The following is a 21,268-nucleotide window of genomic DNA, read 5'->3' on the forward strand; positions in this document are numbered from 1 at the left end:
GGTCAGCTCCCGGAGAGGATGTCGAGGCCGCCGCGGCGGCCGAACAGGCGCGGAATGAAGAGGGCCAGGGCGATCAGGCCGATGGATCCGGCGAGCATCAGCGTGCCGACGGCGTTGATGGTGGGCTGCACCCCGAAGCGGATCGCCGAGTAGATCCGCACCGACAGCGGCTGGGGGTTGACGCCGGTGGTGAAGTAGGCGAGGACGAAGTCGTCGAAGACGAGCGCGAAGATCAGTACGGCGCTGGCGAGCACCGCGGGCAGCAGGGCGGGCAGGGTGACCAGGCGGACCGCCTGCCAGCGGGTGGCCCCGAGGTCCATCGCGGCCTCCTCCACCTCGGGGTTCAGGGCCGCGACCCGGGAGCGGAGGATCACGGTGACGTAGGAGATGGAGAAGGTGATCTCCGAGACCATCACCGTGCCGGTGGACAGGGTCACGCCCAGGCCCTTGAACAGGAGCATCGACGCGACGCCGGTGACGATCTCGGGGGTGATCAGCGGTACGAGCATGATCAGGCCGGCCAATGAGCCGAGCCGGGTGCGGCTTCGGACCAGTCCGAGGGCCAGGGCGACGCCGAGGACGATCGAGCCGGCCGTCGCCACCAGGGAGATGCGCAGGCTCGTGCCCAGCGAGGAGATCAGGACGTCGTCGTGGGCGAAGGCGCGGTACCAGCGCAGGCTGAACCCGCTGAAGACGGTGAGGGACTTCTGGGAGTTGAAGGAGAACAGCGTCACCACGGCGATGGGCAGGTAGAGCAGCGCGAAGAAGAGCGCGGTGACGGCGACGAGGACGCGGGGCTTGCGGCCGGCGCGGCCGCGCCGGGTGCGGGTGCGTGCGGCGGGCCGGTCGGGTGCGGGGGACGCGGTGGTGGCGGGCGGGCTGAGCTGGGTCATCGGCGGGCCTCCGCCTCGTCCTTGCGGGTGCGCCTGAGGTAGCCGAGCATCCCGACCAGCAGGACGAGCATGAGCAGCATGGTGAGCGCGGATCCGAGCGGCCAGTTCTGGCCCTGGAAGAACTTGTCCTGGATGAGGTTGCCGATCATGATCTGGTCGGGTCCGCCCATCAGTTGCGCGCTGACGAAGTCGCCCATGGCGGGCAGGAAGACGAGGACCAGTCCGGCCGCCGCGCCCTGCCGGGTGGCGGGCAGGGTGACGTGGAGGAAGGTCCGCACGGGGCCACCGTAGAGGTCGCGGCCGGCCTCGACGAGGGAGACGTCGAGCCGCTCCAGGGCCGCGTACAGCGGGATGATCATGAAGACGACGAATCCGTAGACGAGTCCCGCGATCACGCCGACGCCGGTGTTGAGGATCTTCGTGTCGCCGTCGGCCAGTCCCACGGCGCGCAGGGCCCGCAGCAGCGGTCCGTCGTCGGACAGGACCACCGACCAGCCGTACATGCGGACGAGATAGTTGGCGAAGAACGGCACGACGATCGCGGCGATGAGCGCGTGTTTCCAGCGGCCGCCGTGCAGGGCGATGGTGTACGCCACCGGGTAGGCGATCAGTAGGCAGATCACGCAGGTCAGCAGGGCGTACCCGAGGGAGCGTGCCAGTACCTCGGTGTAGGCGGGGTCGGCCAGGGCGCGGATGCTGGAGAGGTCGAACCCGAAGCGGGGGTTGCCGAGTTCGTCGGTGGTGCCGACGGTGAGGACGGCGACCAGCACCAGGGAGGCGATCAGGAACCCGGTCATCCAGAGGGTGCCGGGGAGCATGAACCAGGTCCACATGCGGGTGCCGGTGGCGTCCGGGCCGCGGCGGGGGCGCGAGGGGTGACGCATCGGTGTCATGTCTCAGCCCGCCTTCACATGGGTCCAGGCGGTGTCGCGCGCGTCCTCGGCCGCGTGGCTCCCGTTGCGGAAGAACAGGTCGGCCTCGAGGTCGGCCTCGGTGACGAGGCACTCGGGGAAGGGTTTGACGAGTTCGGCGTAGACCTTCTCGGAGCCGGCCACCGGCATGGGGTAGCCGATGTACTCGATGTTCTTCTTCACGTTCTCCGGCCGGAGCATGTAGTCGATGAACAGCATCGCGGTGCCGGGGTGCGGGGCGTTCCAGGGGATGGCGTAGCAGTCGGAGTTGATCGGTGTCCCCTCCTTGGGCGCCTGGAAGCCGAACACGGAGGGGTCCTTGGCCTGGTTGAGCATGGCGGCCATGTCGCCGCTCCAGGCCTGGGTCATGACGGCGTTCCCGTTGAGCAGGTTGTTGTAGCTGTCGCTGGAGAAGCCGCGCAGCCGTGGGCGCAGGGTGCCCAGCAGCCCGGTGATGCGGTCGAGGTCGCCCAGGTCGCCGGTGCTGACGTCGAGGCCGAGTTCCAGGGCTCCCATGCCGAGGACCTCGTCACGGTCGTCCAGCAGGAAGACCTTGCCCCTGGCCCGGTCGCTCCACAGGTCCTTCCAGGATCCGGTCAGCTCGCCGATCCGGTCGCGCCGCCAGCCGATGCCGGTCTTGTAGGCGGTGAAGGGGACGGTGTGCGCGGAGCCGGGGTCGTACCAGGGGTCGGCGAAGTAGGTGTGGGCGCCGAACACGTCCTTGGCGCGGGTGAGCTGCGTGTGGTCGATCCGCCGCAGCCGGCCCCCGCGGGCGAGGCGCTGGGCCCATTTGGCGCTGGGGAAGATGATGTCGTAGAGGTTGCCCGCGTTGAGTTTGGCGACCATGCCTTCCATCGAGTCGAAGTTCGACTGGACGACCTTGACGCCGTACTCCTTCTCGAAGCCCTTGAACACGGACGGGTCGACGTAGTCGGCCCAGTTGAAGTAGACGAGATCGCCGTCGACGCGGGCGCGGGGCGGGGCCAGGTCCTTGGCGTCGGGGGTCTTCGCGGGCATGAACCCGCAGCCCGCGACCGCGGCGCCGAGCAGGCCGCCTGCGCCCGCCCTGAGCAGGGCGCGTCGGGTCGAGGGTGGTACCTCGGGGGACATGGAGCGTCCTCTCCGTCGAGGAACGGCACGGCAGTCCAGGGCGGGACCGGCTGGTCGGCTCACGGAGGCCCTGTGACTCCGTAGTGAAGACCGGTCTGGAAAAGGTACGGACGTGCGTCAGCGGGAGCGGCGTAAGCCCTGGCGGCGGGCCGTCACTCGGCGTCCCCGTCCAGGTCACGGCGGATGCGGCGGGCGAACCAGCCGACGGCGGCCTCGCGCTGCGAGAGCGGGCCGGGCTCGAAGCCGGGCGTGGACAGGCCCGCCTGCACACGCTCGACCAGTTCGGCGTCCTCGTCGTTCGTCACCCAGCCGATGTGGATGTTCAGCCGCCGCGCGATCCTGGTGCGCAGGCTTTCCCCGCGCCTGGTGTAGAACGCGCCGGGGATCGCCGCCCGGTCCTGGGCGGTCGGCAGGGCGGTCCACGCGAGCACGTGGTCAGGGTAGAAGTCGATGAGCGTGTTCGGATAGATCACTGCGTAACGCCAGACCCGCCGGTCGGCCTCGGTCAGCCCCGGCATCGGGGTGGCCAGCCGCTGGTAGAGGCGTTCCGTCCAGTTGGAGGAGGGCTTGTCCCGCAGCGGTGACTCGAACAGGACGTAGTTCTCCTGTACGTCCACGGTGTACCCCTGGTAGTCCAGGAGCCGCATCAGCGCGGGGTGCGCGACGGGGACGTGGTAGCCCTCCAGATAGTTGTCGACGATCACCTTCCAGTTGGCGTTCTGGTGCTCGCCGCCGCCGGAGTCGTGGATGCGGTGCTTGCCGACGGGGGTGAGGCCGGGGCCGGCGTAGTGGCCGACGGCCTCGGCGAGCCCGGCGCAGGACTCGGCGAGCGGGGTCGCCTCCAGGTCGAGGTTGACGAAGACGAAGCCGAGGAAGGACTCCACGTTGACCGGGTGCAGTCCGAGCCGCGGCTTGTCCAGGCAGGGGATCCGGCGCGCCTCGGGGGCGCCGACGAGGCGTCCGTCGAGTTTGTAGGTCCAGCCGTGGTACGGGCAGCGGATCGCCTTGCCCTCCGGCTCCGGGGCGGTGACCAGGCGGGTTCCGCGGTGGCGGCAGACGTTGAGGTGGGCGGCGAGGCCGCCGTCCTCGGTGCGCACGACCAGGACCTCCCGGCCGGCGGCGGTGGCCGTCAGCCGGGCGCCCGGGCCGGGGAGGTCGGACTCGTGGCAGACGAGCTGCCAGGACTTGGCGAAGACGCGTTCGGTCTCCGCGGCCGCGACGGCCGGATCCGTGTAGTAGCGGGCGGGCAGGGCCTCGCCGGGGTGATCGGGGGTCTCGCTCGGCGGACCGGGCGGCGCGGTGGCCGTCCGGGTGGTCGAGGGGTTCATGAAGTCCTCCTCCGCGCCGCGCGGGGCGGCGATGGGCGGTGAGGCTGTGACCGGGTGGGCCGCGGGTTCCCCATGGGGGTCCGCGGGATCCGGCTGACTAATTGGTTAGTCAGACTGGGACCGGCGCGGTGGCAAGTCAAGGCTTGTGGACTGACTAATTAGTTAGTTAGTCTCGCTGCAGGCGGACGAGCCGACCCCGCAAGGTGGGTCGTCCCGGCCGCCCGCGGACCACCGATCCGCGCAGCCCGGCCCTCCCGGTCAGGACAGCCGCACGTCACGCGGTACACGGCCCCGGCCGGTACTCCGCACGGCTCCCCGCCACGCACAGCGAGCGGCGGAGCATCCCCCGTCACGCCGTCGCCGCGCCTCCCCACTCCCCCGCCGGGAGCGAGGAGCGCCCCCGGAGGCACGCACATGAGCGCTCGCCGACATCTGGCATGGCTCGGTCTCACACCGGAGCCCGAACAGGAACTGCCCTTGGCCGTGGCCGCCCTGCGGGCCCCGGCGGCCGGCCGGCCGCCGTCGGTCCTCGCGGCCGAGGAGAGACGGCACGTCGAGCGGCTGGTGCTACGCGGCACGCAGCGAAGCTGGCTGCGCTACCTGGGCGAGGTGACCGACCTGGTGGTGGCCGCCGCCGAGGAGCCGGGGCCGGCCGGTCCCGGACCGGCGCTGCTGGCCGGTGAGGTGGTCCTCGACCACCACCGGATGCTGATCGGCCTGCCCGGCTCCGGCTACGACCGGACCAGGGCCCAGCGGCAGGCCCTGGAACGCGCGGTGGACCGCCTGAGATCCCGCTGCGGCGAGCACTGGAGCACCGTATGACCGGCGTATTCTCCCTGCTCACCGAAGGGCGGCACGGGCTGCTCGCCCGGCCGCCCGGCAGCGCCGGGGGCCCTTCCTCGTACGAGGACTCCTCCCGCTACCTCGCCGCCGGCGGGTACGCGCCGGTGTCCGCTCCCGGCACGCTGCTCGACCGGATCGGCGCGGCGGGGCTGCGCGGCCGGGGCGGCGCCGGATTCCCCGCGGCCGTCAAGCTGCGCGCCGTCCGCGACGCTCCCGGCACGCCCGTCGTCGTGGCCAACGGCGAGGAGGGCGAGCCGGGCTCCGTTAAGGACCGCTGGCTGCTGCGACACCGGCCGCACCTGGTGCTGGACGGCCTGCGCCTGGCGGCCGCCGTGACCGGTGCCGGGCGCGGCTGCGTCTACCTCTCCGACGCCCGGGCCGAGCAGGCCGTGCTGCGGGCCCTCGCCGAGCGGCCCGCCGGCCTGCGGGTGGACGTCGTACGCACGCCCCACTCCTACGTCGCCGGGGAGGAGAGCGCGGTCGTACGGCGGATCGACGGCGGTCCGGCGCTGCCTACGGCCAAGCCCCCGCGCCCCTTCGAACGCGGCGTCGGCGGGGCGCCGACCCTGGTCGCCAACGTGGAGACACTGGCCCGCATCGCCCTGCTGCACTCCCGGCCCGAGGCCGCCGCCGAGGTCGCCGGCGCCCATCTGGTCACCCTGTCCGGGTCCGACGGCCGATCGGCCCTGGCCGAGGTCCCCGCCGGTACCCGCCTGGACGCCCTCGCCGACGCCTGGGGGCACGGCAAGGCCGAGGCCGTTCTGCTGGGGGGACTGTTCGGCGGACTGCACGGCGCGGGCTGGGCGGACCTGCCGCTCGACCTGGAGGGGCTGCGCGCGGCCGGTGGCGCGCTCGGCTGCGGGGCCCTGTACTTCCTGCACCCCGGGAGCTGTCCGGTCGGCGTCGCGAGCGAGGCGACCGCCTATCTCGCCGCCCAGAGCGCCCGGCAGTGCGGGGTGTGCGTCTCCGGCACCGGGGCGCTCGCCGGGGCCCTGTCCGCCGTCGCCCGCGGCACGGCCGACCCGGGCACTGTGGACAGGCTGCGGCGCTGGTCCGGACAGCTGCCCGGACGCGGGGCCTGCGGGCTCCTGGACGCCGCCGCGCGGATCGCCGCCAGCCTCCTCACCCATTTCCCCGACCGTCTCGACGAACACCAGGACTGTCCCGGCTGCGCCGGCGCGGCGGCCTCCGAGGACGGACGCCGATTCCTGGTGGCCGTGCCCTGACACGCCCTCCCCGCCCCCTCGCTCCGCTCCCCTCCCAGAAAGGGCCGCACCATGAAACTGCTGCTGGACGCCACTCTCTGCCAGGGCTACGGCCTGTGCCGCGAACCCGCGCCCGATCTGATCGACCTCGACGACTTCGGTTACGCGCAACTGATCGAGACGTCTGTTCCGCCGGGCGGCGAGGACGCCGCCGTGGCCGCCGTCGCCGCCTGCCCCAATTCCGCGCTGCGGCTGGTGAAGTGACATGGGACGTGACCTCTCGGCCCTCTTCGACCCGGTCTCCGTCGCCGTGGTCGGCGCCAGCGACGACCCCGCCAAGTACGGCCACGCCATAGCCGCCCAGGCCGTCCGCGCGAACGGTCGCCGTCCCGTCCATCTGGTCAACCGGCGGGGCGGTACGGTGCTCGGCCGCACCGCCGCACCGAGCCTGAGCGCGATCGGCGAACCGGTCGACCTTGCCGTGGTCTGCGTGCCCGCCGCCGGGTTCGAGGCGGCCGTCGACGAGGCCCTGGAGTGCGGGGCACGCGCGATCGTCGCGATCACCGCCGGCTTCGCGGAGACCGGCGCCGCCGGCCGGGCACGTCAGCAGGCCGTCGCCGAACGGGTGCGGGCGGCGGGAGCCGTCATGGTCGGCCCCAACTGCCTGGGGATCGCCGACAATACGACGGACCTCTTCCTGGCCTCCGACACCTTCACGCCCGGCGGCGTGGCGCTCCTGAGCCAGAGCGGCAACCTCGCCCTCGAACTCCAGCTGCGCTTCGCCCCGCACGGCCTCGGCTTCTCCCGGTTCGTGTCGCTGGGCAACCAGGCCGACGTCACCCTCGTTGACCTGCTCGCGGACTGCGCCCGGCACGAGGACACCCGGGCGATCGCGGTCTATGCCGAGGACTTCGCGGACGGACGTGCCTTCGCCGAGGCGGCGGCCGTGGCCGGCAAGCCGGTGGTGCTGCTCACCGCCGGGCGCGGCGACGCCTCGGCGCGCAGCGCGCAGTCGCACACCGGGGCGCTGACCACCTCGGCCGACGTGGTGACGGCGGCCTGCCGGGACGCCGGGGTGGAACTGGTCGCCACCCCGCGCGAACTCACCGTCGTGCTCGCCGCGTCGGCCGGACCGCGCCGCGGTGCCGGCCGCCGGGTCGCCGTCCTCACCGACGGCGGGGGCCACGGCGTGATCGCCGCCGACGCCGTGGAGGCCGCGGGACTCTCGGTGCCGGAGATCGGCGCGCCGGCCCAAGAGCGGCTGCGCGAGGTGCTGTGGGAGCAGTCGGCCGTCGCCAACCCCGTGGACCTGGCGGGCATGGGCGAGCAGGACCCCGGTTCGTACGCGGCGACCGTCGAGGCGCTGCTCGCGGCCGAGGAGGTCGACGCCGTGCTGATGACCGGCTACTTCGGCGGCTACGCGGCCTCCGAGGGCGGTCTCGGCGGCGGCGGTACGGAGCTGGCGGACGGGGAGCGGGAGGCGGCGCGGCTCATCGCCGCCCGGCACAGCGCCACCGCCAAACCGCTGGTGGTGCAGTCGATGTATCCCGGCTCCCCCAGCTGCCGCACCCTCGCGGCCGCCGGCATCCCCGTCTTCGACGCCACCGAGGACGCCGCGCGTGCCCTCGCCGCCACGGTGGCCTGCCGTCCCGCGCCCGGCATCGTCCCCCTCCCCCTGCCCGCCGCGCCGATGGAGGAGACCGGGTACACGCGGATCCGCGCGGCCCTCGAAGCGGCCGGCCTCGCCTTCCCCACCGCCCGGGAGGTCCACGACGAGTCCGAACTGCTCGCCGCCGTCGCCGGGTTCCCCGGCCCGTACGTGCTCAAGGCCCTGCACCTGCTGCACAAGTCGGACGCGGGCGGTGTGGCCCTCGGTCTGGCCGGGACCGTCGAGGTGCTGGCCGCCTTCCGCGAGATGCACGCCCGGCTCGGCGCGCCCGCCTACTCCGTGGAGGCCATGGCGGACCTGTCCGACGGCATCGAGCTGATCGTCGGCGTCAACCGCGATCCGCGGTTCGGCCCGGTCGCCATGGTCGGCCTGGGCGGGGTGCTCGCCGAGTCGCTGCGCGACGTCGCCTTCACCCTGGCGCCGGTGACCGCCGGCCGCGCGCTGGACCTGCTGCGCGGACTGCGCACCGCCGCGCTGCTCGACGGGGTGCGCGGCCGGCCTCCCGTCGACGTCGCGGCGGCCGCCGCGGCCATCGAGACGATCACCGCGTTCGCCGCCGCCCACCCGGAGATCGCCGAGCTGGAGGTGAACCCGCTCCTCGTCGGCCCCCGCGGTGCGCTCGCCCTGGACTCGCGCGCCGTCCTCGCCTGAGCAACACCCCCGTACCCGCCCGAGCGACACCCCGTACCCGCCCAGGCGCCCCGCCCGCCCCCGCCCTCCCCCGACCGAAGAGGTGGTCATCATGGACATGCGCTACACCCCCGAACAGTCCGACCTGAAGCGGCGCGCGGCCGACTACGCCCGGCTGCTGATGCGCTACGAGGACCAGTCCGAGCAGGCCGGCGGTCCCCTGCCGCAGGAGCTGGTCACCGAACTGACCCGGGCCGCGATGGACGCCGGCGTCTACGCCATCAACATGCCCGCCGAATGGGGCGGCGCCGGGCTCAGCCTGCTCGACCAGGTCATCGTCGAGGAGGAGTTCGGCAAGGCCACCAACTGCCTGTGGGACATTCCCTGGCGGCCCGCGAACGTCCTGGCCCAGGGCGACGGACGGCAGCGCGAGAAGTACCTGCTGCCCGTGATCCGCGGGGAGAGGTTCGACGCGTTCGCCGTCACCGAGCCGGGCGCCGGATCCGACCCGTCCTCCGGCACCTCCACGGCCACGCGCACCGAGGGCGGCTGGCTGCTGAACGGCGAGAAGTGGTTCGTCACCTGCGGCGACATCGCCGACTTCCTGCTGGTGCAGGCGGACGCGGGCCCCGAGCGGCTGCCCACGCTGTTCTTCGTGGACAAGGCCGCTCCCGGCGTCGAGATGACCCGCGTGCCGCGTTTCATGCACTCCGCCGTCAACGGGCATCCCGAGTTCACCTTCACCGACGTCTTCGTGGCCGACGAGGACGTGCTCGGCGGAGTCGGCAACGGCTACGAACTGACCAAGGAGTGGTTCACCGACGAGCGCCTGATGATCGCGGCACGCACCGTCGGCGCCGCGGAGCGGGCCCTCCAGCTGGCCCGTGACTGGGCCGTGGAGCGCGAGCAGTTCGGCGCCCCCATCGCCGGTTACCAGCTGATCCAGGGCATGCTCGCGGACTGCGCCGTGGACATCGCCGTCAACCGCGCCTACACCCACCAGGTCGCTTGGGAGGCCGACCAGCCGCACACCGACCGCAAGACCCTGCACGCCAAGGCCTCCACCGCCAAGCTCGCCGCCAGCGAGGCGGCCGGCCGGGTCGCCGACCGGTGCCTGCAGATCTTCGGCGGCCGCGGCTACGACCGCTCCTACCCCGTCGAGCGCATCTACCGGGAGCTGCGCGTCGACCGGATCTGGGAGGGCACCTCCGAGATCCAGCGGCTGATCATCGCCAACGAGCTCATCAAGCGCGGCACCGGCGCGCTGGCTCTCCCCACGCACTGACCCCGCCCACGCCCGACCACCACACAGCGAGGACTTCCATGGACTTCCGCCTCACCCCGCGCCAGGCACAGCTCAAGGCCGACGCGCGTGCCCTCACCGACTTCATCGCCGCCTACGAGAACCGGTGCGAGGAGGACAACGGGCTGCCCGCGAGCGCGCACGCCGAGATCCGCGACGCGGTCCTGGACGCGGGCCTCCAGGCCGTCAACATGCCTGCCGAATGGGGCGGCGCGGGCCTCACCATCGCCGAACAGGTCACCGTCCAGGAGGAGTTGGGCCGACTGACGGGCGCCCTGTGGGACATGGTGTGGCGGCCCGCGAACGCGCTGCGGTTCTGCACGCCCGAGCAGCGCGAGCGTTTCCTGGTCCCGGTCATCAGGGGTGAGCGCCGGGACTGCTACGCGGTCACCGAGCGCGGCGCCGGGTCGGACCCGCAGAACATCGCCACCACGGCGACGAAGAACGACCGGGGGTGGGTGCTCAACGGGGAGAAGTGGTTCGTGACGGTCGGCGACCACGCCGACTTCATGATCGTCCTCGCGGCGGCGGGTCCAGAGCGCGCACCGACGCTGTTCCTGGTCGACAAGGACACCCCGGGCATCGAGATGACGCGCGTGCCGCGCTTCATGCACACCTTCGTCTACGAGCACCCCGAGTTCACCTTCACCGACGTCCAGGTCGACGAGGACGCCGTGCTCGGCGGCATCAGCGAGGGATACGACATCACCCGCTCCTGGTTCACCGAGGAGCGCCTGATGATCGCGGCCCGTACCACCGGCGCGGCAGAGCGGGCCCTGGAACTGTCCCGTGACTGGGCCGTGGAGCGCGAGCAGTTCGGCGCGCCGATCGCCACGTACCAGCTGGTCCAGGGCATGCTCGCGGACTGCGCCGTGGACATCGCCGTCAACCGCGCCTACACCCACCAGGTGGCCTGGGAGGTGGACCAGGCTGGTACGGAGGACCGCAAGACCCTGCACGCCAAGGCCTCCATCGCCAAGCTCGCCGCCAGCGAGGCCTCGGGCCGGGTGATCGACCGGTGCCTGCAGATACACGGCGGGCGGGGCTACGACCGTGCGTACGCCGTGGAGCGGCTCTACCGGGAGCTGCGCGTGGACCGGATCTGGGAGGGCACCTCCGAGATCCAGCGGCTGATCATCGCCAACGAGCTCATCAAGCGCGGCCCGGGGGTGCTGGACCTGCCCGTCGCCCGATGACACCGGCAGGGGCGGCCGCCCGCCCCTGCCCCCACGGACCGTGATGCGTCCCCGGCTTCCCCGATACCGGGGACGCCGGGGACCTTCGACGCAGAGAGGACAACGGATGACCGACATCGAACGCGTGGGGGTCGTCGGCTGCGGCCTGATGGGGGCCGGCATCGCCGAGGTCTGCGCCCGCGCCGGCCTGCCGGTAACGGTCGTGGAACGCGACGCCGAAGCGGCCCGCGCGGGCCGGCGGCGCATCGGCCACTCCCTCGACAAGGCCGTCGCGCACGGCAGGCTCACGGCCGAACGGCGCGAGGCCGCCGCCGTGCTGATCACCGTGGCCGACCAGTTCGAGGCCCTGCACGACCGGGATCTGGTGATCGAGGCGGTGGCAGAGGACGAGCGGCTCAAGCTCGACGTGTTCACCCGGCTCGATACGGTCGTCACCGGCGAACGCGCCGTCCTCGCGACCAACACCTCGTCGATCCCGGTCGTGCAGCTCGCCGCGGCGACGGGCCGGCCCGAGCGGGTCCTCGGCGTCCACTTCTTCAACCCGGTGCCGGTGCTGCGGCTGGTCGAACTCGTCCCGTCGCTGCTCACCTCGGCCGACACCGCGGACCGGGCCGAGGCCTTCGTGACGGGCACGCTCGGCAAGGAGGTCATCCGCACCCGGGACCGGGCGGGCTTCGTGGTGAACGCGCTGCTCGTCCCGTACCTGCTGGCCTCGATCCGCATGGTCGAGTCGGGCGTCGCGAGCGTCGAGGACGTCGACCGCGGCATGGTCCTCGGCTGTGCGCACCCCCTCGGGCCGCTGGCGCTGACAGACCTCATCGGTCTGGACACCACCCGGGCCATCGCCGAGTCGCTCTACGCCGAGTTCCGGGACCCCACGTACTCCCCGCCCCCGCTGCTGTCCCGGATGGTGGAGGCCGGTCTATTGGGCCGCAAGTCGGGCCGCGGCTTCCACACGTACGAGGCGCGATCCGCGCACGAGGCGGCGGCGCGGGCCGAGCGGACGTGAGGGACAATGGCGGCGGTGTACGACCGCCGGACGAGGGGAGTCGCAGAGTGTCCAGCAAGGTGCGCACGGCGGACACGCGCGAGCGGATCCTGACCGCGGCGTGCGAGGCCATCGCCGAGATCGGCTTCGAGAAGATCCGCATGCGCATGGTCGCGGAGCAGGCCGGCGTGTCGACCGCGCTGCTGCACTACCACTTCGACACGCGCGAGAAGCTGTTCACGGAAGCGATGGCCCACTCCTTCGCCAGCACGGCCGTGGACGTGGAACGCGACGCGCAGACGGCACCGGCCGCGGTCGTCCTGGCGCGCATCCTGCGCAGCCTGCTGCCGACCGACCCCGTGTTGCACCAGGACTGGCGGCTGTGGCAGGAGCTGTGGGTCCGGGCGCTGCGCGACGAGTCGACCCGGGTGTTCGCCGTGGACCTGTACGCCGAGCTGCACGCGTGGGTGAGCGGCGCGGTGCGGCGGGGCATCGAGTCGGGTGAGTTCACGCCAACCGACGTGGACGAACTCGCCACACTCGTACTGTCCCTGAGCGACGGTTACGGCATCCGCCTGATGCTGCGCGATCCCATGGTCACCCTGGAGGGGGCGCTCGCGTCCGTGTGGCGTCACGCCGCCACCTCGCTCGGTCTGCCAGAGGCGGTCCCGGCCGGGTGAGCCGCCCGGCCGGGACCGCCCCCCGTCCGCGCCAGGGCCGGACGTAAGGCCGGGTCATGATCTCCATGTACGACTGGATCGGCTTGTCCCGCTTCTCGTAGTAGCCGGCCGGCACCAGCCCTCCCGGCACGATCCGCCACACAGTCCCGCCCCCGCACTCCCGGTAGCGGGAGGCGTCCTGGCCGACACCGACCACGCACGACGTCACCCGCTCCCCCTTGCGCAGGTACCGGACGACCGGCGAGGACGTCGTCGCGACCGGACCCTCGTTCCACGCGGGCCTGCGCACCCCGACCTTCTGCACGGCCGGCCACGCAGACGCGCACGGCGCGGATCCGGGCGAGGCCGCGGGGGCCGGCGGGGCAGTGGACAGAGCGGTCGCGAGGACAGCGGCGACGGCGGCCGCCATGGTGAGCAGACGTCGGATCGAGTGCATACGCGATCAACCCCCGCCCCGGCCCGGACAGTCACGGCCCACCGTCCAAGATCACTCGCTGGGGGAACGCCGGGCAGCTTGTCTGCCCAGCCCGGCGCGCGCGGCCCCGCCGTCGCGCGCAACACAAACACCCCGCCGCCCGGTCCCCCGCAGCGCTCCCCGCACCCCGCCCGGTCCTTCTCTCTTGGGTGCGGCTCTTCTGAAGTGAAGATCGTGGATCAGGCGGTCAGTCTGAATGTGGCCTGGTCAAGGTTGGGGTAGAGCCGTTCGTGTTCGCGGGCGGTGTGATGGCCGAAGTAGGCGTCGAGGTCGCCGTTGCTGGTGACGGCGCGGGGCCCAGTCGCCGGGAGGGTGCCCGCCCCTCCACGAGCACGGAATGCGCAGCGTCTGGTCCACGGCCGGAGGCCGCTCCAGCGCTTCCCGCACGGATACTCGTCAGCGCTTCGCCGGCTCCGGTGGTCCTCGCCGTGTCCGGCTGCTCAGCCCAGCAGAGCGAGCAGCCGTCCCACGGCCTCAGCGACGGGCTGGCCCACCGCGCCGACGGCCGACGCGATCTGAGCAACAGAGGCCAGGACGAGACCCCGACTGCGCAACGCTTCGCGGTCTGGGGTGAGTTCGGGCAGGGCCTCCTCGACGGTGCGGTCCTGTTCCCGTGTGAGGTGTGGACGCAACTCGCCCAGGAGGCCCGTGAGTTCGTTTACGGCGGCACGGACCTCGACGTCCGAGGCACCGCCGATGGTGCCGTAGTTGAAGGCGACGTTCTCGCGGCCGCCGTTCATGTTGACCACTGGCCCGTAGTAGTTCGACGCATCGCTCATAGTCTGAACCCCGTGTTTCCGCGGCCGCCGTTCATATGGACGACGGGGCCGTAGTTGTTCGTGTTGTTGCTGTTGAGCTGCTGCACGAGTGTCTTGAACTCGGCTTCCGGGTTGTCGATGGCCTGTGCTATCCGTTCGGCAATCTGTTGCAACTCGTCCATGCTCGGCAGGGTCAGGGTCACCCTGGAACCGCTGGCCGTCTCGACGGTCAGCACCGGCCTCGGCCTGAACACGTTCTTGAAGGCGATCCCGGCCGCGGCGATCACTACGACGATGAGCAGGTTCCCGAGGTGATCCCCGCCGTCCCCCGCGCGGTTCAGCCATGCGAAGAGCAGAAGGGCACCGAACAGCCCCGTGAGGAAACGCATCCACGCTTTGCCCCAGTCAGTCCTGGCCTTGAAGGCGTCGACACTGGTGATGTTGTGCAGCGGGAGTGCCGCTGTCCCCACCCACAGCATGCGGCGGCTGACCTTGAGAACCAGGGTTCGCTTGTCCTCGGAGCGTGCGGGTGTCGTGAGTAGTTCCGGCGGTTCCAGGGGTCGCGGCGGTGCGGGCGTTCTCGGAGGGTCGGGCGGCGATACACCGAGGTTCCCTGTGTCGTTCATGCGCCCCCGTGTCCTTGGCAGCTCACTGTGCGTACCGGGTGCACCATTAAGCACCTCCGGGTGCCTCCATGGAAGACAAGAAGCTGCCATTCGGAGCGCCGTGCGCCGGTCCTCGGCCGCGTTGTGCGAACCGATGCCGCATCTGTGGAGCATTGCCTCGCAGTGTGCTTGCCCCGCCCGCGTGAGCTGGGCTTTTCGTTCCCTGAGTGAGAGAGCACGTGTGACCGAACCGCCGCCCTGGATGTCAGTGCCGGCTGCTTGCATGAGCCCATGGACACCGTGCACACGACCGCCGCCCTCCTCCCGGACGCCGCCGAGCTCCGCGCGCACCTGCGCGCGCTGGCCGTGCTGGACCAGGCGATCTGCCGCGACCCGCGGTTCTCCCGCTACTCCTTCTCCACCACCTGGGGGCCTGGGACGGAGGCGGCCCTGATGGACAACGGCTCGGGTGACGACTTCTCCGTCCTCTTCACCCCGGCCGGTGTGCTCGTCCGCGGCTTCGACCACGAGTCGGAGATGAGCCCGTACGCCACGGCCGACGAACAGGTCTGGCCCGGTGTCATCGACGAGGTGCCCGCCGCGCTACGCCCGCTCCTGGACGACCCGGCCTTCGTCGACGAGGGCCTCGGCACCCCACGGGTCACCGCCTGCCTGTGGTGGGAGACCGGCGGCAGCGCCTGGCGCACCGGCTCGGGCATCGAGTTCCCCTCGGGCAGCCCGGACCCGGACGGCTCCGGGCACCTCTTCCGCCTCCTCACCGACCGCTCCCCCGAGGCCGTCCAGGCGCACTTCGAGGAGGACTACGGGCGGCCCGTCCCCCTCGACACCGTCCGCCTCGTCCTCGCGGGCCACCCCCTGACCCCCGCAGCCGCCCACGGCCTCAACCCGGCCGCCCTCTCCGACGAGGCCCTGCTCCGCCGGATCGCCGCCGACCCCGAGGTCGAGGCGTACCTCGCCCGCGACGGCGAGTTCGACCTCACCCGGACCGACCCCATCGAGTCGATCGCCCTGCCGGCCGGTCTCCCGGTGGAGCCCGTGGCCGGCTGCAACGCGGGAGGCACCCACTACCTCTGCGGCCCGGCCGGCTCCGACCGTGTCCGCCCCGTCCTCTACACCGATTCCGAAGGCCAGGCTTCCCTCATCGCGGAGTCCCTCGCCGAGGCCCTGACCCTGGCCATCGTCCTCCCCTCCTGGCACGACGCCCTGGCCGGCATCCGTCCCCCCGCGCTCAACACCGACTACCTTGAGGACAACCCGGACCACCCCGAGGTCCGCGACCGCCTCCTCGCCGCCCTCCGCCTCCCCCCGGCCACCGAGCTCGAGGTCCTGGCTCGCCTCCTCACTACGGCCGCCCGCACCGTCCCGGACGGCTACCTCCCTTCGGTCGAGGACGAGGAGGACGCGGCCTTCGAACCGATGCTCCGTCTGCCGGCCGAGTAGGACAGCCCCGCCGCGCGCGGCCTTCCGGATCCGACGCACCGCTACGGCGAAGCCATGACCGCAGCTCGGCGCCTTGGGCCTGCCGGTCAGCGGTCGGGCCGGCTCTCTGGTGACCGAGGAGCCGATCGCCGGGTTCCGCGCTGTGGTCTCGGTGGCAGCGCGGAACGCAGGGCTTCGGCGTAGTTGTGTGACGCCCATTCTATGCTGGTGCACACATTCACTCGTTGGGGGACTCCGTTGCCAGCGGGATATCGCACCGCCAGCAGTCGTTCGCGTGGTCGTCCTGGCAGACGTAGCCGATGGCGCCATCCACGCACCATTCGGCGGCCTCCGCGGACAGCAAGTCGGGCCCGGCAAGGAGCAGCCGACGAAATTCCGTGGTGCCCGCAATGTCTGCCGGCCGGTTGGTGAACCACTCGTCGAACCAAGGCTTGTCCCGGTGTATGCGCCAGTGCGCATTCTCCCGGTCGTCGACAGCCGTAAGGAACCGATCGACGATGCGCCCCCAACTCGGTGCTCCGAACCAGCCGTTGTCGGACGCGCAGAAGGATTCGATCAGGGTTCGCAGGCCGAACTCCTTCTCGTGAAGGCAGTACCTTCGCCCCCATGAGATCGCGACCTGTGCCATCCCCGCGAGTTCTTCTCGCGGATCAACCTCGTGCGCCGGGTCGTCAGGGTTGTGACAGGACAGCCCAAGCTCGAGCACAGACTGCGCGGTCGGTAGAACCCGAGACGGGTTGACGATCGCGAGACCGAGACCGATCCAGTCGACATGGTCGAACGACAGCATCGAGCGCACGAGTCGGGTGGTTGCCGTGTTGATCCGCATCATTGTGCCGTCGTGCAGCGGACTCTTCCCGGCATGCCAGTTCTCGACGGGTGTGTTGCGCCACACCGCGAGCGTGATGCGGGTGGCAGCGAGCCACAGAAGGGCGTCGTCGTCGAGGTGCCCGAACCGCTTGGCACACTCCTGGGCGCCGTAGGTGATCAACTCTTCCGGTTTCGGCCACCTGTGGCTGTCGGGCCCTTCAGGCCCTTCAGGCGCGTACTCGTAGTCGTCGGCGTACTCGTCGAGGATCGCGCTCAACTCGGCTGCGCTGTAAGCCTCGCTGAACTCGGAGCTCTCCGGCTCCTCGACGGTGTACATGTCGTGGTCCCAGGAGACATATACGTCGCCCCAGAGCACGACGCCTTCGCACTCACTGGCGTTGTCCGTCACAACCGGCCTGATGGTGATCGGCGCAGTACGTCCGTCGGTTCGCTCGCCATCCTTCTCGGCGGCCCATGCAGTGATGACCCCGAGCGGCTTCGGAAGGAGAGGACCGACCTCGGTGATGACGAACGGCTCGTCGTCGTCATCGGTGTCGAACCGGCTGTTGACGAACGCGACCGCCTCGGAGGGCGTGCTGACGATGGACTGGCTACCACTCTCGTTGTCAACCACTCGCCACAACGCGCTGTTCTTCACGATGCTCTCCGATCGCGGTGAGCGCACCCGGGACGGGTGCGATGTGCCGGGTCGCTCGGCACTGACTCCGATTATGGGCTGATCAACTGTCCGTAGTCCCGCAGGCGCTTGTCGGCGACGACGCTCGGGACGTTCGTCTGCAACCTGCATCCCCGATCTCTACACGCGCCCCCGGAACGCGTTTTGTCATGCATGGATCAGGATTAGGTACTCACCTCGGGTGGTGGCTGGTGGAGGCCGCGGTCGTTGGACACGGCACGTGTGCATGAACATCCGAGCCCCCACGGATACGCAAGCGAGCCCGGACCAACTGGGACGGGCTCGCGGCCTGTTCGGGGCGGGCTGCTACAGGTCGAACTCGAGGTGTTCGACGTCGGTGAACCGGACCTCTTCCAGGCTGCCGGCGCGGCGGCCGCCGTCCTGGAAGTAGACCTCCTTGAGGGCTTCGGCCGCGATCTCCTGGAGTTCGGTGTCGCTTGCGCCGGCCGCTTGGGCGTCGAAGAGGCGGGCAGCGTAGCGGGGCGGCAGGGCGACGGTCAGGTGCCGGATGCGGTCCTGGTCGGTCGAGCCGATCGGCGCGGTGTAGCCCATGCGGGCGCGGGCGTCGATGACGATGCCGCCGGTCGTCGTGGCCTTCTTGCGGGCCTTAGCCCGGATCTGCGGCTGCCAGCGCTTGATTACCTCGCGCTCCAGGCGGGCGGCGAGGTCGGGGCGCGGCTTCTTGGCTGTGCCCGCTACGTACCGCTCCACCTGCCGCTGGGACACGCCGAGCAGTTCGGCGACCGCTTTCGTGCCGCCGAGCTGCTTGACCATGTACCGCATCTGCGGGCCCGCGGACTTGGGTGCGGGGCGGGTGAACGCCTTTTGCACCGCCTTGTCCAGGCCGTCCCCGAACATGCTCATCGCCTGCCCACTCCCCTATTCGCCACTGTCGGCGTCGGTGACGGTGCCGTCCTTGATGTACCGGGCGAGGTTGAGCTCCGGGGCGTTGAACCGCTCGCGAACCTCCTCGCCCCACAGCACAGACTGAGTACCTTCGTGCTTGACCAGGCCGGGGTTGACGCCGAGCTTGAAGCCGCCCGGCAGCGGCTTGCCGTCGCGGTAGGGCAGGAAGTCCAGCGGGGAGGGCCCGTCGGCGGCGTAGACGACGCAGTCGGACAGGACCGCGACCGGGTACTCGCCGGTGAACGCGGCGTGCTTGACGATCTTGCGGTGCATGTTGATCCGGGTGCGGGAGATGACTGCCGCGCGGATGTCCGGGCGCCACGTCGGACGCGACAGCGCCCGCCACGGCTCGCCCGGCTTCCAGCCCTCCCCGCGCGGGCGCTCGCGCAGCTTGCCCAGGCCGCCCTTGACCGTGGCCTTGATGGCCGAGACGACGATCGCCAGTTCCGGGTCGCGGTCCTTGTAGCCGTCCATCGCGGTGAGGAAGTCGGCCGGGGAGAGGTCGGCGTGGACGCCGAGGTCGGCCATCGTGGCGAGGTACGCGTCGCGCAGCCGCTGGTACCAGCCATCCAGATAGCGGCCGTTGTCATACCGCAACCAGGCCTCGACCGGCGTGACGTCGTAGCCGAGCTCCTGCGCGTAGGCGACAGTCGGTGTCGCGTACCAGGCCGGGCCCTCGGGCCGGTCTCCCTTCGGCGTGAACGGGCTGGGCAGCAGACTCGCGTCCAGGTCTGCCCACTTGTCCTTGCCGACCTTCACCCGGGACAGGGCGACGTGCGAGAGGTCCACCAGCCACGATCCGGGCAGCTTCGCATCGAACTCCGGCGCCGTCACGTGCGTCGGTGCGCCCAGGCCGACGATCAGGCCATTGGCGCCGGCGGCGAAGGCCATGTTGACGTCGATGCCGACCAGGTGCCGCTGCATGCATTCGGCGTCGGTCATCGGGCGTGCCCAGTCGTACGCCTCCTCCACCAGGACCTCGGCCGGGGTGCGGTGGTGGAAGCGTGGCAGGTCGGCAAGGAGCGGGTGTCCGTCGGGGGCTTCGCACGGTGCGCAGTCGACCGGGTCCTTGCCCAGGCTGCCGGGGTTGTGCTCAGAGTGCCGCTTGCCGTCGGCGTCCGGTGCGGAGGCGCGGGTCGGCGGGTGCAGCGCGGTCATCAGCTCCAGGCCGGTCACGGCGGTCGATCCGCGTGGTGTCATCACGCGGGCCGCATATGTGCTCAGCAGCCGGGCGAGGTCCGCCGGCGGGAGCTGGGCGGCATCGGCCCAGTGGCGGGTGTCGAGCGCGTCCCAGGACGGGATGCACAGCTGCACGCAGGCCCGCTCCGAACCCTGCGCCGGGCGGTAGACCCGCGCCCACGGCCCGAACCCACGTTTCGTCAGCTGCCAGTTGGCGCGCGTCAACTGCTTGATGACTTTGTGGCTCTCCGGGATCCGGCCGGCCAGGCGTTCCTCTTTGGTGAGCGTGACGGGCAGGCCGTAGTGCTCGCACGCGGTCTTGGTGAGCACGATCAGCGGGTCGGCGTCCTTGCCTGGCCCGGACAGCTTCGGCTGGCCGAGCCGCCCCTCGCTCAGCGTCCACTCCACCAGGGCCGGAATGGGTTTCGCCGGGACGTCCAGGACCAGGCCGCCGACGCAGTACGCCAGCACGTGGCCGTCGGTGACGTCGACGACCGCGAGCGGCCCGTTCTCGAACCGCGGGTCAGCGCCGCCTGCCGGAACGGGTTTTCTCTCGCTCTGGCGGCGCGATGTCGGCGTGGTCGTGGCGGCCGGATGCGGTGCAGCGGCAGGGGTCGCGGGGCGGTGTGCGGTGTGCTCAGGCTCCGCGGTCGGGCCTGCCGATGGTGCAGGAGCGGCCTCAACGGCGGGCGTCTCGGGGACCGCCGTGTCCTCGGGGACCGCCGTGTCCTCGGGGACCGCCGTGTCCTCGGGGACCGCCGTGTCCTCGGGGACCGCCGTGTCCTCGGGGGGCACCGGAGCATTGGCGGGGTAGAGCTGGGCGAGTTGCTTGAGCATGCGGGCGTAGGCGTCGCGCTCCGGCGGCCGTGGCTCGGTCTTGCCGGCCTCCCAGCCGCTGACCGTCGCGCGCCGCACCTGCAGTGCGGCGGCCACCTCGTCCAGCGTCAGGCCGTGCGCCTGGCGCAGCCGCCTGCGCTCCGCCGGGGGCGGCAGCGGGGAGCGGGACGCGATGAGCGCGTCGACCGCGTCGAACAGCTCGGACATGCAGCACCTCCTGTCCCGCAACCCTAGCGTGAAGCGCACGTTTCGCGTACCAAGCGCGTACGGATGGCGTAAATGGCGGTTGAAGGTTCACGGTTGCTCCCGGAGGGCGCCCCCGGGCTTGGGCTGTTGCAGGCTCTCTAGCCGAGGATCCGCGGCGGTGTCTTGGCTGTGTGCGAACTGGCCGGGGAACCGCCTGGTGTGAGAGATCTGGGACAGCAGACGGCCCCGGTGCACCAGCCATCGCGGTGGCAGAACGCTCGGGGCGGGCACGGGCGAGATCGTCAGGGGACTTGAGCGGGCGTTGCTGACCCGTCCCGTGCCCGCGGGTGACGCCGCTGTCCGTTTCCTGCTCAGGGCGGAGAAGGGCTCCACGGAGAACGTGGCTGTCCTCCTGGGGATCTCCCAGTGCACGTACAGAGGTGGGTCACCACCCGGCCGGGAATGCGCCGCCGTCCCAGTGCCGTGCACGCAGGGCTGATCGATGAGGCCGTCAGGGCACGGTGGCAGCCCCGGTGCGCTCCCGCCGGCGGGCCCGGGCCGAGGCCGACGGCTTTGTCCTCCACACCAAAGCGCGGTT

Annotated in this window: 18 protein-coding genes; 9 read left to right on the forward strand and 9 right to left on the reverse strand. The window is 71.4% G+C overall.

From position 1 onward, the window contains the following. Positions 1–2: 2 nt before the first annotated feature. The 4 genes from ACWDGI_RS38955 to ACWDGI_RS38970 all read right to left on the reverse strand — a co-directional run bounded on the left by ACWDGI_RS38955 (position 3) and on the right by ACWDGI_RS38970 (position 4,242). Positions 3–893 carry an ABC transporter permease gene (locus ACWDGI_RS38955; protein WP_450767460.1) on the reverse strand — a complete coding sequence of 297 codons (891 nt, stop codon included), beginning with the start codon at positions 891–893 and terminating at the stop codon, positions 3–5. Then, positions 890–1,786, reverse strand: a complete 897-nt coding sequence (locus ACWDGI_RS38960) for an ABC transporter permease (protein ID WP_450767462.1) — start codon at positions 1,784–1,786, stop codon at positions 890–892. Before ACWDGI_RS38960 ends, ACWDGI_RS38955 begins: the two co-directional genes overlap by 4 nt. Before the next feature lie 3 nt (positions 1,787–1,789). Continuing rightward, a complete protein-coding gene (locus ACWDGI_RS38965) occupies positions 1,790–2,914 on the reverse strand; it encodes a polyamine ABC transporter substrate-binding protein (protein ID WP_450767464.1) in 1,125 nt (374 codons plus the stop codon). Between the two features lie 152 nt (positions 2,915–3,066). After that, the gene (locus ACWDGI_RS38970) at positions 3,067–4,242 is read right to left on the reverse strand and encodes an aromatic ring-hydroxylating oxygenase subunit alpha (RefSeq protein WP_450767466.1); all 1,176 of its coding nucleotides are present in this window, start codon (positions 4,240–4,242) and stop codon (positions 3,067–3,069) included. Between the two features lie 414 nt (positions 4,243–4,656). Here ACWDGI_RS38970 and ACWDGI_RS38975 point away from each other — a divergent pair, with 414 nt between their 5' ends. From ACWDGI_RS38975 to ACWDGI_RS39010, 8 genes are all read left to right on the forward strand, one after another. Beyond that, positions 4,657–5,064, forward strand: coding sequence for a hypothetical protein (locus ACWDGI_RS38975; protein ID WP_450767468.1), 408 nt, complete (start codon positions 4,657–4,659; stop codon positions 5,062–5,064). After that, positions 5,061–6,311, forward strand: a complete 1,251-nt coding sequence (locus ACWDGI_RS38980) for an NADH-ubiquinone oxidoreductase-F iron-sulfur binding region domain-containing protein (protein WP_450767470.1) — start codon at positions 5,061–5,063, stop codon at positions 6,309–6,311. The genes ACWDGI_RS38975 and ACWDGI_RS38980 overlap by 4 nt, the downstream gene beginning before the upstream one ends. A gap of 51 nt (positions 6,312–6,362) precedes the next feature. Then, on the forward strand, positions 6,363–6,554 hold the full coding sequence (locus ACWDGI_RS38985) for a ferredoxin (protein ID WP_450767472.1): 192 nt from the start codon (positions 6,363–6,365) through the stop codon (positions 6,552–6,554). A 1-nt stretch (position 6,555) separates the two neighbouring features. After that, complete coding sequence (locus ACWDGI_RS38990) at positions 6,556–8,610, forward strand: acetate--CoA ligase family protein (RefSeq protein WP_450767474.1); 2,055 nt, start codon at positions 6,556–6,558, stop codon at positions 8,608–8,610. Positions 8,611–8,701: 91 nt separating this feature from the next. Next, a complete protein-coding gene (locus tag ACWDGI_RS38995; RefSeq protein WP_450767476.1) occupies positions 8,702–9,874 on the forward strand; it encodes an acyl-CoA dehydrogenase family protein in 1,173 nt (390 codons plus the stop codon). 38 nt (positions 9,875–9,912) lie between these two features. Next, positions 9,913–11,088: an acyl-CoA dehydrogenase family protein gene (locus ACWDGI_RS39000; protein WP_450767478.1), complete on the forward strand. Its 1,176-nt coding sequence runs from the start codon at positions 9,913–9,915 to the stop codon at positions 11,086–11,088. A gap of 106 nt (positions 11,089–11,194) precedes the next feature. Next, positions 11,195–12,097: a 3-hydroxybutyryl-CoA dehydrogenase gene (locus tag ACWDGI_RS39005; RefSeq protein ID WP_450767480.1), complete on the forward strand. Its 903-nt coding sequence runs from the start codon at positions 11,195–11,197 to the stop codon at positions 12,095–12,097. Positions 12,098–12,144: 47 nt separating this feature from the next. Beyond that, a complete protein-coding gene (locus ACWDGI_RS39010) occupies positions 12,145–12,756 on the forward strand; it encodes a TetR/AcrR family transcriptional regulator (RefSeq protein WP_450767482.1) in 612 nt (203 codons plus the stop codon). A gap of 915 nt (positions 12,757–13,671) precedes the next feature. Here the strand turns inward: ACWDGI_RS39010 and ACWDGI_RS39015 are convergent. Continuing rightward, a complete protein-coding gene (locus ACWDGI_RS39015) occupies positions 13,672–14,010 on the reverse strand; it encodes a hypothetical protein (protein WP_450767484.1) in 339 nt (112 codons plus the stop codon). After that, the gene (locus ACWDGI_RS39020) at positions 14,007–14,615 is read right to left on the reverse strand and encodes a DUF6232 family protein (protein WP_450767486.1); all 609 of its coding nucleotides are present in this window, start codon (positions 14,613–14,615) and stop codon (positions 14,007–14,009) included. Before ACWDGI_RS39020 ends, ACWDGI_RS39015 begins: the two co-directional genes overlap by 4 nt. A gap of 270 nt (positions 14,616–14,885) precedes the next feature. Here ACWDGI_RS39020 and ACWDGI_RS39025 point away from each other — a divergent pair, with 270 nt between their 5' ends. Then, positions 14,886–16,055, forward strand: a complete 1,170-nt coding sequence (locus ACWDGI_RS39025; RefSeq protein WP_450767488.1) for a hypothetical protein — start codon at positions 14,886–14,888, stop codon at positions 16,053–16,055. Between the two features lie 217 nt (positions 16,056–16,272). Here the strand turns inward: ACWDGI_RS39025 and ACWDGI_RS39030 are convergent, their stop codons facing one another. The 3 genes from ACWDGI_RS39030 to tap all read right to left on the reverse strand — a co-directional run bounded on the left by ACWDGI_RS39030 (position 16,273) and on the right by tap (position 20,691). After that, positions 16,273–17,523: a hypothetical protein gene (locus ACWDGI_RS39030; protein ID WP_450767490.1), complete on the reverse strand. Its 1,251-nt coding sequence runs from the start codon at positions 17,521–17,523 to the stop codon at positions 16,273–16,275. Between the two features lie 345 nt (positions 17,524–17,868). After that, positions 17,869–18,426 carry a telomere-protecting terminal protein Tpg gene (gene tpg, locus ACWDGI_RS39035; RefSeq protein WP_450767492.1) on the reverse strand — a complete coding sequence of 186 codons (558 nt, stop codon included), beginning with the start codon at positions 18,424–18,426 and terminating at the stop codon, positions 17,869–17,871. A 15-nt stretch (positions 18,427–18,441) separates the two neighbouring features. Further along, positions 18,442–20,691: a telomere-associated protein Tap gene (gene tap, locus ACWDGI_RS39040; protein WP_450767494.1), complete on the reverse strand. Its 2,250-nt coding sequence runs from the start codon at positions 20,689–20,691 to the stop codon at positions 18,442–18,444. Positions 20,692–21,268: the final 577 nt, after the last annotated feature.

The sequence above is a fragment of the Streptomyces sp. NPDC001220 genome, assembly GCF_053597895.1.

Coding starts and splice junctions, on each gene's coding strand:
- ACWDGI_RS38960 (WP_450767462.1), bottom strand. CDS start 1,786: ATGACACCGATGCGTCACCCCTCGCGCCCCCGCCGCGGCCCGGACGCC.
- ACWDGI_RS38990 (WP_450767474.1), top strand. CDS start 6,556: ATGGGACGTGACCTCTCGGCCCTCTTCGACCCGGTCTCCGTCGCCGTG.
- ACWDGI_RS38995 (WP_450767476.1), top strand. CDS start 8,702: ATGGACATGCGCTACACCCCCGAACAGTCCGACCTGAAGCGGCGCGCG.
- ACWDGI_RS38985 (WP_450767472.1), top strand. CDS start 6,363: ATGAAACTGCTGCTGGACGCCACTCTCTGCCAGGGCTACGGCCTGTGC.
- tap (WP_450767494.1), bottom strand. CDS start 20,691: ATGTCCGAGCTGTTCGACGCGGTCGACGCGCTCATCGCGTCCCGCTCC.
- ACWDGI_RS38975 (WP_450767468.1), top strand. CDS start 4,657: ATGAGCGCTCGCCGACATCTGGCATGGCTCGGTCTCACACCGGAGCCC.
- ACWDGI_RS38955 (WP_450767460.1), bottom strand. CDS start 893: ATGACCCAGCTCAGCCCGCCCGCCACCACCGCGTCCCCCGCACCCGAC.
- ACWDGI_RS39005 (WP_450767480.1), top strand. CDS start 11,195: ATGACCGACATCGAACGCGTGGGGGTCGTCGGCTGCGGCCTGATGGGG.
- ACWDGI_RS38965 (WP_450767464.1), bottom strand. CDS start 2,914: ATGTCCCCCGAGGTACCACCCTCGACCCGACGCGCCCTGCTCAGGGCG.
- ACWDGI_RS39025 (WP_450767488.1), top strand. CDS start 14,886: ATGGACACCGTGCACACGACCGCCGCCCTCCTCCCGGACGCCGCCGAG.
- ACWDGI_RS38980 (WP_450767470.1), top strand. CDS start 5,061: ATGACCGGCGTATTCTCCCTGCTCACCGAAGGGCGGCACGGGCTGCTC.
- ACWDGI_RS38970 (WP_450767466.1), bottom strand. CDS start 4,242: ATGAACCCCTCGACCACCCGGACGGCCACCGCGCCGCCCGGTCCGCCG.
- tpg (WP_450767492.1), bottom strand. CDS start 18,426: ATGAGCATGTTCGGGGACGGCCTGGACAAGGCGGTGCAAAAGGCGTTC.
- ACWDGI_RS39015 (WP_450767484.1), bottom strand. CDS start 14,010: ATGAGCGATGCGTCGAACTACTACGGGCCAGTGGTCAACATGAACGGC.
- ACWDGI_RS39000 (WP_450767478.1), top strand. CDS start 9,913: ATGGACTTCCGCCTCACCCCGCGCCAGGCACAGCTCAAGGCCGACGCG.
- ACWDGI_RS39020 (WP_450767486.1), bottom strand. CDS start 14,615: ATGAACGACACAGGGAACCTCGGTGTATCGCCGCCCGACCCTCCGAGA.